The sequence below is a fragment of the Acinetobacter sp. YT-02 genome (assembly GCF_002412355.1).
Taxonomy (GTDB): Bacteria; Pseudomonadota; Gammaproteobacteria; order Pseudomonadales; family Moraxellaceae; genus Acinetobacter; species Acinetobacter towneri.
In genome coordinates this window covers 21,870-32,305 of record NZ_NOZT01000044.1, presented here as the reverse complement: position 1 = coordinate 32,305, position 10,436 = coordinate 21,870, and the positions used below count along the sequence as shown (strand labels likewise).

Annotated in this window: 10 protein-coding genes and 1 pseudogene; 10 read left to right on the top strand and 1 reads right to left on the bottom strand. The window is 39.7% G+C overall.

The features are described 5' to 3' along the window. The 8 genes and pseudogenes from istB to arsH all read left to right on the top strand — a co-directional run. Window positions 1-213: pseudogene (istB, locus tag CF596_RS11350) on the top strand (IS21-like element ISAba8 family helper ATPase IstB); the annotation flags it as partial. Window positions 214-421: 208 nt separating this feature from the next. Then, window positions 422-856, top strand: a complete 435-nt coding sequence (gene arsC, locus CF596_RS11345) for an arsenate reductase (glutaredoxin) (RefSeq protein ID WP_004988483.1) — start codon at window positions 422-424, stop codon at window positions 854-856. A gap of 56 nt (window positions 857-912) precedes the next feature. Continuing rightward, window positions 913-1,935, top strand: coding sequence for a permease (locus CF596_RS11340; RefSeq protein ID WP_096902515.1), 1,023 nt, complete (start codon window positions 913-915; stop codon window positions 1,933-1,935). Window positions 1,936-1,953: 18 nt separating this feature from the next. After that, complete coding sequence (locus CF596_RS11335; RefSeq protein WP_004988479.1) at window positions 1,954-2,193, top strand: thioredoxin family protein; 240 nt, start codon at window positions 1,954-1,956, stop codon at window positions 2,191-2,193. A gap of 195 nt (window positions 2,194-2,388) precedes the next feature. Continuing rightward, window positions 2,389-2,709: a metalloregulator ArsR/SmtB family transcription factor gene (locus CF596_RS11330; RefSeq protein ID WP_004988477.1), complete on the top strand. Its 321-nt coding sequence runs from the start codon at window positions 2,389-2,391 to the stop codon at window positions 2,707-2,709. A gap of 6 nt (window positions 2,710-2,715) precedes the next feature. Continuing rightward, on the top strand, window positions 2,716-3,186 hold the full coding sequence (locus CF596_RS11325; RefSeq protein WP_004988474.1) for an arsenate reductase ArsC: 471 nt from the start codon (window positions 2,716-2,718) through the stop codon (window positions 3,184-3,186). An 11-nt stretch (window positions 3,187-3,197) separates the two neighbouring features. Beyond that, a complete protein-coding gene (arsB, locus tag CF596_RS11320; protein ID WP_004988470.1) occupies window positions 3,198-4,238 on the top strand; it encodes an ACR3 family arsenite efflux transporter in 1,041 nt (346 codons plus the stop codon). A gap of 9 nt (window positions 4,239-4,247) precedes the next feature. Further along, on the top strand, window positions 4,248-4,952 hold the full coding sequence (arsH, locus tag CF596_RS11315) for an arsenical resistance protein ArsH (protein ID WP_096902514.1): 705 nt from the start codon (window positions 4,248-4,250) through the stop codon (window positions 4,950-4,952). Window positions 4,953-5,286: 334 nt separating this feature from the next. On the opposite strand, the gene CF596_RS11310 is transcribed toward arsH, so the two are convergent. Next, window positions 5,287-5,529, bottom strand: a complete 243-nt coding sequence (locus CF596_RS11310) for a hypothetical protein (protein WP_017395738.1) — start codon at window positions 5,527-5,529, stop codon at window positions 5,287-5,289. 303 nt (window positions 5,530-5,832) lie between these two features. On the opposite strand from CF596_RS11310, the gene CF596_RS11305 reads away from it, so the two are divergent. Together CF596_RS11305 and CF596_RS11300 are read left to right on the top strand one after the other, a co-directional pair. Then, window positions 5,833-8,289, top strand: a complete 2,457-nt coding sequence (locus CF596_RS11305) for an ExeM/NucH family extracellular endonuclease (protein ID WP_096902513.1) — start codon at window positions 5,833-5,835, stop codon at window positions 8,287-8,289. 233 nt (window positions 8,290-8,522) lie between these two features. Next, window positions 8,523-10,430 carry a 5'-nucleotidase C-terminal domain-containing protein gene (locus CF596_RS11300; protein ID WP_096902512.1) on the top strand — a complete coding sequence of 636 codons (1,908 nt, stop codon included), beginning with the start codon at window positions 8,523-8,525 and terminating at the stop codon, window positions 10,428-10,430. The last annotated feature ends 6 nt before the right edge of the window (window positions 10,431-10,436 follow it).

The window sequence follows — 10,436 nt, the reverse complement described above, 5'->3', positions numbered from 1 at the left end:
GTGATTGCCAAGCGTTATGAAAAAGGCAGTACGATATTGACGAGTAACTTACCCTTTAGCCAATGGTCTAAGTCGTTTGCGGATGATGTTACGTTGACCGCTGCAATGTTAGATCGGTTGCTGCATCACTGTCATGTGGTACAAATATCGGGTGAGAGTTATCGTTTGAAGGATAAAAAAAGAATTGGGATTCAGCCCCAGGTTGAAATTTAATACGAGATCAAAGGGGTCAATTTTACTTTGCCATTTGTAAGGTAAAAGGGGTCAATTTTAGAATGCCGTTGACAATCCTAAATGGGAGGTTTTTGATTGATTCAGGAGCTTTTCTTATTTATTGGTACTTGTAGTTAATCATATATTCCATATTGCGTATATTTGAATATTCATATATAAAAAGCTGTCTGTTTAAGAGATTATACTCATGGATCAAATGCCAAAAGTTCAAATTTACCATAATCCTGCCTGTGGCACGTCTCGTAACACTTTGGCGCTTATTCGCAACACGGGGATCGAACCAGAAGTAATTGAATATCTGATTACGCCACCATCAAAAGATCAGCTGATTAAAATGATTCAGGACTCTGGTTTAAGTGTTCGTGATGTGTTACGCAAAAATGTAGATGCTTATACTGAACTTAATTTAGACGATGCGAACTGGACAAATGAGCAATTGCTTGATGCTATGCTTGAACATCCCATCCTGATTAACCGTCCTTTGGTCGTGACAGATTTGGGCACTCGTTTATGTCGCCCATCTGAAGTAGTGCTAGATATTCTACCTTTGCCGCAATTAAAAGCTTTCGCTAAAGAAGATGGTGAAGTCATCATTGATGAGCAAGGCAGACGCTTAAAATAAAAGGTGAAACCCCTAACGCTGTTGGACTTTGTATCAGTGTAGAGCAGGAGATCTAAATGGAGAACATTGTCGTAATTTTTGCTTGGTTAAATGATGTTCTACTTAAAATGACCTGGCTCTCGGATGGGGTGCGCTGGTTCGTTGAAAATGTATTTGGTTTATCCGTTGCAACCCGGTTGGGTGGTAGTGTCCATTTCTTTATTTATGATGTATTCAAGATCTTTATTCTGCTTTCAGTGTTGATCTATACATTATCTTATATTCAAAGCTATTTCCCTCCAGAACGTACTCGGCTGATTTTAGGTCGGATGACAGGAATCAAAGCCAATATCATGGGGGCATTACTCGGTACTATTACGCCATTTTGTTCATGTTCTTCGATTCCGTTGTTTATTGGTTTTACCCGTGCAGGACTTCCGGTAGGCGTCACTTTTTCCTTTCTGATTTCATCACCACTTGTTGACTTGGCTTCAATTATTTTATTGGCGAGTATCTTTAACTGGAAAATTGCATTGGTCTATGTGTTACTTGGATTAGTGCTGGCAGTCATCGGCGGGTCATTAATCAGCTACTTGAAAATGGAAAAGTATGTGGCTGAATTTGTGACTCATCATCAAACAATCTCAGGTGACGATGAAGATTTCAGCATGACTGCAAAAGAGCGGCGTACATTTGCTTGGGAACAGGTGACAGACATTTTTAGTAAGGTCTGGCTTTATGTCTTGATAGGTGTCGGGATTGGTGCGGCAATTCATAACTGGATTCCTGAGCAGTGGATTACTGCCTTACTTGGTCAAGAACACTGGTATTCCGTACTGATTGCCACGATTGTCGGAATGCCAATGTATGCGGATATCTTTGGCACCTTGCCGATTGCAGAAGCACTTGTGACTAAAGGCGTTGGCTTGGGGACGGTTTTAGCGTTTATGATGGCGGTCACCGCACTTTCTCTGCCATCGCTAATCTTGTTAAAACAAGTGGTGAAAACCCGTTTATTGAGCCTGTTTGTAGGGATTGTTTTTGTGGGAATCTTGATTGTTGGTTATAGCCTGAATACTTTGGGTTATTGGTTTTTATAAAAAGTGTGGAGAATAAAGATGCAAATTAAAGTTTTAGGAACAGGTTGTCGTAAATGCAAAGCCTTATTGGCTGCAACTGAAGAAGCTGTAAAAAGTACGGGTGTTCAGGCAGAAATTGAATATGTAACTGATATGATGCAAATTGCTGAAACAGGGTTGTTAAGTACGCCAGGTCTGATCATAGATAATCAAATCGTTTCAAGTGGCAAAGTTTTGGAACCACAAGCCATTGTGGAGTTGATTGAAAAAAATAAATAAGTGTATGTGGAAAACTGTAAAAAAGACCTGTGGCATAAGCCACGGGTCTTTTTTATTTGTGTCTTGAGATGTTAAGAAGTTTTAAATTTTTCCCTTTCTGGCAAGCATATACGGATATGGGTATACTTTTATAATGAGTACTCTTTACTGAATATATGGATATGTGTATATTTGCATAATAGAATGGGAGCAGTTATGGACCACGTTCAGTTTTTTAAATGTTTATCTGATGAAACACGTCTCAGTATTGTCATGCTTATCGCAGAAAACGAAGAGCAATGTGTTTGTGATTTGACAGATAAACTCCAGTTAAGCCAACCAAAAATTTCACGGCATTTAGCTCTGTTAAGATCAAGTGGTTTGCTGAATGACCGTCGGCAAAAGCAGTGGGTGTATTACAGTCTTAACCCACAACTACCTGAATGGTGCTTTGAAATTCTGAATACACTTAAACGTAGCAATGTTCCCGTGTTATTTGATCCCTCAGCTCTATCGATTCAGAGCCATTGCGAGTAAGTTTTTATGAAATTTTTGTTTCTGTGCACGGGTAACAGTTGTCGCAGTATTCTTTCTGAAGTTCTGTTTAATAGTCGAGCGCCTGAAGGTTGGGTAGCTTATAGCGCTGGAAGTAAACCTTCTGGCCAAGTTCATCCGTTAACCATTCAGACTTTACAGAACCTGGGTTTGTCTACCGAAGGTTTGTCGAGTAAAACGATTGATGCCTGTGAACAGTATCAGCCCGATGTCGTCATCACCGTGTGTGATGCGGCAGCACAAGAAGCTTGTCCGTTGTATTTAGGAGGAGCAATCAAAGCACATTGGGGTCTATCTGATCCATCACATTTAGATTTGCCTGAACAAGAAAAATTACAGGCATTTTTAAGTACTGTAGAACATATCAACAAACGCTTAGATGCACTTTTTGCATTAGATACCCATCACATGAGCCGTCCTCAGCTTATTGCTGAAATTAATCAAATTTCCCATCTTTAAGCGAGCAGATCATGTCTAAACCAGGATTATCCTTTTTGGATCGCAACCTGACGCTATGGATTTTTGTGGCCATGGCACTGGGTGTTGCGATTGGGGTGGTATTTCCACAAGCATCCGTCGCATTGGACGCAATGAGTGTAAATTCAGTCAACTTGCCAATTGCGATTGGTTTGATTTTGATGATGTATCCACCATTAGCCAAAGTAGATTATGCAGCTTTGCCCAAAGTATTTCAGGATAAAAAAACATTAGCGCTCTCTCTGATTCAGAACTGGCTGATTGCGCCAGTGCTGATGTTTGTATTGGCGATAGTCTTCTTGAGTGATTACCCAGAATACATGACAGGTCTGATTCTGATTGGCTTGGCGCGTTGTATTGCCATGGTACTGATCTGGAATGGACTGGCATGCGGGGACAATCAATACGGTGCTGCATTGGTCGCATTTAACAGCATTTTTCAGATTCTGTTCTTTAGCAGTTATGCCTGGTTCTTCCTGACCTATCTGCCGCCATTTTTTGGGATAGAAGGGAATGTCATCAATGTTGATTTCTGGACCATTGCCAATGCTGTCCTTATCTACTTGGGGATTCCATTCCTGATGGGCTTCCTGACGCGTCTATCTTTAGTGAAAGCCAAAGGTCTGGACTGGTATCAGAATCAGTTTCTACCCAAAATTGGTCCACTCAGCTTATTGGCCTTGTTATTCACCATTGTAGCCATGTTTAGCTTGAAAGGCGGTGATGTAGTGAGTTTGCCAATGGATGTGTTGCGGATTGCAATTCCATTGACGCTTTACTTTGTCGTGATGTTCTTTGTCAGCTTTTTCATGAGTAAGTGGATGGGGAATGACTATCCCAAAACCACCGCAATTTCATTTACCGCAGCAGGTAACAATTTTGAGTTAGCGTTGGCCGTTGCGATTGCTACCTTTGGTTTGGCTTCACCAATTGCCTTTACTACGATTATTGGCCCATTGGTTGAAGTGCCCGTGCTGATTGCACTGGTTAGCGTATCCTTGTGGCTGAAGAAAAAATATTATCCAAATTCTTAAGAGGCAAAGATGACACTCCCTAATCTTGAATCTGATCTTTTACCGACACCAACTTTTGCGGAAGTGCAGGCTAAAGAACTAAGTCACCCACCACGTATCTTATTGCTATATGGCTCAAACAGAGAGCGTTCATATAGCCGCCTAGCTGTGATGGAAGCTGGGCGAATTCTTGAGCGTTTTGGTTGTGAGGTTAAAGTCTTTCATCCCAAAGGTTTACCTTTACCTGAAGATGGTGATCTGGAACATCCAAAGGTTAAAGAGCTGCATGAATTGTTGGCTTGGTCTGAAGGCATGGTTTGGTGTTCGCCTGAGCGGCATGGTTCGATGAGCTCAATCTTCAAAGCACAGATTGATTGGATTCCACTTGCTGCAGGAGCAATTCGTGCTACGCAGGGTAAAACACTGGCTTTGATGCAGGTGAGCGGTGGATCACAGTCTTTTAACAGTGTAAACCAGATGCGAATTCTTGGGCGCTGGATGCGGATGATCACGATTCCAAATCAGTCTTCTGTTCCTAAAGCCTTTTTGGAGTTTGATGAGGAAGGACGGATGAAGCCTTCATCGCTATATGATCGTATTGTTGATGTAATGGAAGAGCTGTACAAGTTTACTTTGCTGACTCGCGGTCAGAGTGCCTATTTGACCAACCGTTATTCGGAGCGAAAAGAATCGGCTGAAGAACTGTCTAAACGAGTCAATCAGCGTAATCTTTAAAGCTGATTCGTCATGGTGTGAGCAGGGTAACGGATGGCTCGATCGTTTGTTTAATCGTAAGCATCCGCTGAGCCCCACTTTTCTAACTCATTAATACCACGATAGTGTCCAATAAATTTTAAGAGGACACTATCGGAGTGCTATTTGGTCAGAAAACAGGAGTTCACAGGATACGTGAACCGTTATTTTGATTGTATCAGATGATGTTGAATTGGCGGGTAACGATCTTAAGTACAGCAGGTCATCTAATGTCTAGATTGTCTTTTTTGATGCTTTAATCATAATGGCTGTCAATAAATAAAGAGTTTAAACCTGAGAATTAGAGCAATCCTGCTTATTTTTCCTGAAATTTTAAATCAATTTGATATTCGTCCTGAGTCACTTTGATTTTATAGTTTTTATATTTACGTTTACTTGGTGAAAGGGCAGAGTTAGTGACTTCTTTATGGAATTCGCTGTCAGACATAAAAAAATAATACGCCTTATAGCCTAATAAGATCTTGTCAATTTTTTTATCTTTTTTCTCAGCATTACGAATGAGTTCATTTAAATAGTTTAAGCTGATTTTGTCTGACATTTATAAACTCGCAAAGAAAAGTTGCATTATCACACCAGATATAATCGATTTTTATTACAAATTGATGACAGTTGCATTTCGGGTACTTTGGGGTAGATGCTGCATTGAGTATTATTGAACTAAATGTTGTAGATCAAATCTTATTGGATAGATTTGGAGGAAAAACTATTAAAAAAGCTTTTAATGCTGAGTCTAAAGGTTTTTGATTTACAGCCTATAGTCCGAAAAACTGTCATTAATTATTCATGGTGATGTCATATACAAAAATTAGTCTAGTTGCAATTTTAACAAACATTAAAAAACATGAAGACTTTAAAACCACATACCTTATGTCTCAGCTTAGCTTTGTTAGGTTGTTCATTTCCAAGCTATGCACAGCTGATGTTCAGTCAATATATTGACGGTTCTGCTAATCGTAAAGGTTTAGAAATTTATAATCCTGATAGTAGTACAGTCAATTTAGAAGATTATGAAATTCAGCAATTTACCAATGGATCGATCACCAAGTCTGCGACCTTTTCATTACAAGGCTCACTTGCGAGTAAAGCAAAGTATATTATTGGGCGCTCAGAATTACAGACCGAAATTGGTACTAAAGTCAATCAAGTGGCGGGGCTTTCATTTAATGGAGATGATGCTTTAGTTCTGCTCTATAAAGGTACGCCAATTGATCGTTTTGGTCGAGTGGGAGAAGACCCAGGTTCTGGTTGGGGGACGGCATTTACGAGTTACCAAAATAGTTTGTCACGTACTAAAAATTCAAATCCTGTAACTTCGATTGATCCTACAGCAACATTTGATTTAGACAGTGAGTGGTCTAAATGGTCTGATCGAAATGCATTCAATAGTAATTTGGGTGCAGTAAATACTGAGTCGCCATTGACTGAAGTAGTGTGTAGTACTGCAGATACTCCAATTGCAGACTTGCAAACTGCTGCACTGAATCAACAATACGTTGTTCGCGGTATTATCACAGCTGACTATCGTTACCAAAATGGTTTTTCGGGGTTCTATATTCAAACCCCAGATAGCAAAGCCAAAACTGGATTAAGCAATGCGATCTTTGTTTACTTACCCACAAGTAGTACTGCGACTGGTGGGAAAGTAGGTGAAGAAGTTATCTTTAAGGGGCGTCTAAGTGCTTATCAAAATCAGCTACAGCTCGATCAGCTAAGTAGTAATATCCAAACCTGTAATCAGCAGGCAGAAAGTCTGGTGAGTGCAACTCCTATGCAATTACCATTCTCAAGTTTGACGGATGTAGAAGGGAATACGCCTAAACGCTATCAAGGCATGTTGGTCAAGATACCGCAGACTTTAACCATCAGTGAAAATTATAATTATGGGCGATTTGGTGAACTTTCATTAAGTTTAGGGCGCTTGTATATTCCAACCAATTTATATCCTGCGAAATCTGCTGAAGCAGTCAATTTGGCCAAACAAAATTTATTATCAAAAATTATCTTGGATGATGGCTATAACAATCAAAATAGAACGCCATGGCTGCCGCAAAACTTCAGTGCAGTAAATACTTTAAGAAGTGGCGATCAGTTGAAAAATGTCGAAGGGATTTTGGAATATCGCTTCAATGCATGGCGTATTCAGCCAATTTTAAATAAAACACAGCCTGAAATTATTAAAGAAACCAATTCAAGAGCACCAGTGTTAGCAAAAGATTCTGGGCAAATTCGTGCCGCTGCTTTTAACGTATTGAATTATGATAATGGAGCAGCACAAGGTTTCCCTACAGAACGTGGTGCAACGTCACAAGCTGAGTTCAATAAGCAGCACAAGAAAATTGTAAGCGCTTTAAAAGCAATTGATGCAGACGTTTATGGATTAATGGAAATCGCAAATAATGGATATGATGAGAAAAGTGCAGTCGCTTATCTCACCAAAGCTTTAGGTGCTGATTGGAAATATGTTGTTCCACCCAAGATGACAACGTTAGGAACAGATGCGATTGCGGTTGCCATTATTTATAACAGCAAGCGTGTTAAGACCGTGGGCGATGCCGCAGTCTATGACGATCTGTCTCAAAAGAACCGAGTCACCATGGCGCAGACTTTCCAAGCTTTATCTGGCGGTAAGGTTTTTACTATGGTGCCAAATCATTTAAAATCTAAAGGAAGTTGCCCTAGTGATAAAACCTCTCTAGATGCTGACCAAGGGGATGGTCAAGGTTGTTGGAATTCTACGCGTTTAACTGCAGTTCAAAAATTGATGCAGTGGATTGCAACCAATCCAACCAAGGTCAATAACCCGAACTATTTACTGGTCGGTGACATGAATAGCTATGCGAAAGAAGATCCAATACAGGCATTAGAAAAAGCTAATTATAAAGTTTTACTGAATGATGAAAAAATTGGTCAGGGTAAATCTGCGTACAGTTATATTTTTGGTGTCGCAAGTGATGCCAACGGCAATGGCGGTTCTGGGAACTTAGACCATGCAATTGCTGATGAAAACTTATATCCAATGGTGAAACGAGCATTTGCATGGCACATCAATGCGGATGAGCCGACAGCTTTGGACTATAACGAAGAATATAAAACAGCTGAGCAAATTTCAGCATTTTATAGCGATGACGCATTCCGTTCTTCCGATCATGATCCTGTAATTGTCGATATGGATTTAAATGATAAGAAAGAAAGCAATATGGATAAAGGCGAAACCAGTGGCGGCAGTATGGGCTTATGGTCAATGCTCACTTTAACGGGGTTAGTTTTAGCAACCACAATGCGCAGACGTAAATTTTGAGATAAATCAAGCACGGATAAATCTAAAAATTGATTAGATAATTGTGATCATAGGGGGAAATTTGTATTTCTCCCTATTTTATTGCGTCAAAAAATGAATATATCTTAATCAAATGCATGATTATTAAATAATTATAATCTAAACCATTTGTTATAAAAATAATGAGAAAAAAGTGAGGATGTCATGAGATTGAAACTGCAGGACGACATGATAAAGGTTTAAATGATGATCACATGGGGATAGCCGTGATTTTTAAAAATAAAACCAAGCATGTTTCGAGTTTGACCTGCGGTTTAGTCGTTTCTGGTCTATTTTTGGTTGGGTGTAATAATGATAGTCAAGACAATACCGACCTAAGTCCTGTCGCTCAACCCAAACCACTGGAAATTAATGTGCTGCACATAAATGACAGCCACTCACATTTAGATGAAGAAAGCATCAAATTAAAGCTTGAAACCTCGTCAGGTCAGCGCGAAGAGATCCAGGTTGCAAATGGTGGTTTTGCACGCGTGACAGCATTGATTAACCGTTTGGCGAGCACTGAGAAAAACCCAATCAAAATTCATTCAGGGGATGCCATTACGGGAGACCTCTACTTTACTTTAAAAGAAGGTGAGGCAGAGGCAGATCTCATGAACACGGTTTGTTTCGATACATTAACGCTAGGCAACCATGAGTTTGATAATACCGATGAAGGTTTAAATAAATTTATTGGGTTCTTAAATAACAAAGGTAATTGTACAAATAAAACCCAAGTCTTAAGTGCGAATGTCGAGTTTGGAAAAACCTCAGCGCTCTACCAAACAGAACTTGTGAAGCCATATACCATTATTGAAAAAGAAGGGCAAAAACTTGCATTAATCGGTTTATCTATTGCGGATAAAACCAAAAATGCTTCTCGACCAAATGCAGATACGATTTTTAAAGATGAATTAACAACTGCTCAAAAATATATCGATCAGCTCAAACAAGAAGGCATAAATAAAATTATTGTGCAGTCTCATTTAGGCTATGGAAAGGATAAGGAGTTGGCTGCACAACTATCTGGTGTTGACGTTATTGTTGGAGGTGACTCACATACCTTGTTGGCAGATGCAAAGCTAAAAGATTATGGAATGAGCCCAGAAGGTGATTATCCAACCGCGGTGAAAAACAAAGATGGTGATCAAGTTTGTGTGGTGCAAGCTTGGCAATACGCGTATGCAGTGGGGCAACTTAAAGTCAATTTTGATGCGAATGGTAAAGTTGAAGCCTGTACGGGCAAAGCCAATATTTTAATAGGCAATGAGTTTAAACGTACTGCTCAAAATGCGCCAGTATTGAGCAGTGCCGAGCTCAATGCTATTCATCAAGATATTGAGCGTAGTAATAGTTTGATCATGGTGCAACCTGACGCCACCGCTTTAAGCATTTTAGAACCTTATAAAGTTGCTAAAAACTTATTGGGTAAAGAAATTGTGGCTAAAGCTGAAGAAAATTTATGTTTGCGTCGTGTGCCAGGAACAACAAGAGACGCATCACGTTCTAGCTTAGGGGATATTTGTAATAAATCTGATTTTACCAATCTGCATGGTGGTGATGTGCAACAGCTCGTTGCGGAAGCTTTTTTGCAGCAGGGTAAAAAGTTTTTTGCCGCAGATATCTCTATCCAAAATGGGGGTGGGGTGAGAGTAGATTTGCCTCAAGGTGATATTAGTGTAGAGAAAATTTATACGGTATTGCCATTTAAAAATACGCTGGTGCAGTTAAAGGCGACGGGTCAAGAGATCAAAAATGTACTCGAGGATGCTATGGATGGTGTCGTGAATAAAAAAAATACGGGCAGCTATCCTTATGCGGGTGGTTTACAGTGGGATGTAGATTTATCCAAAAATAAAGGTGAGCGTGTATCAAACTTAAAAGTTCGCAATGCTCAAGGGCTATATGAAACTTTAAATCCAAACCAAACCTATCAAGTCATTACCATTAATTTCCTTGCAGATGGTCAAGACTTTTATGACAGTTTTAAACAGATTACGGGTGAACGTCGTGTGGAAGTCGGACTAGATTATGCTGAGGCATTTTTACAGTACGCAAAAAGCACTCAAGGACTCAAACGCTTGCCGACTGAGTTTTACAGTACTCAAAATTATAAAGAATAAATTGAT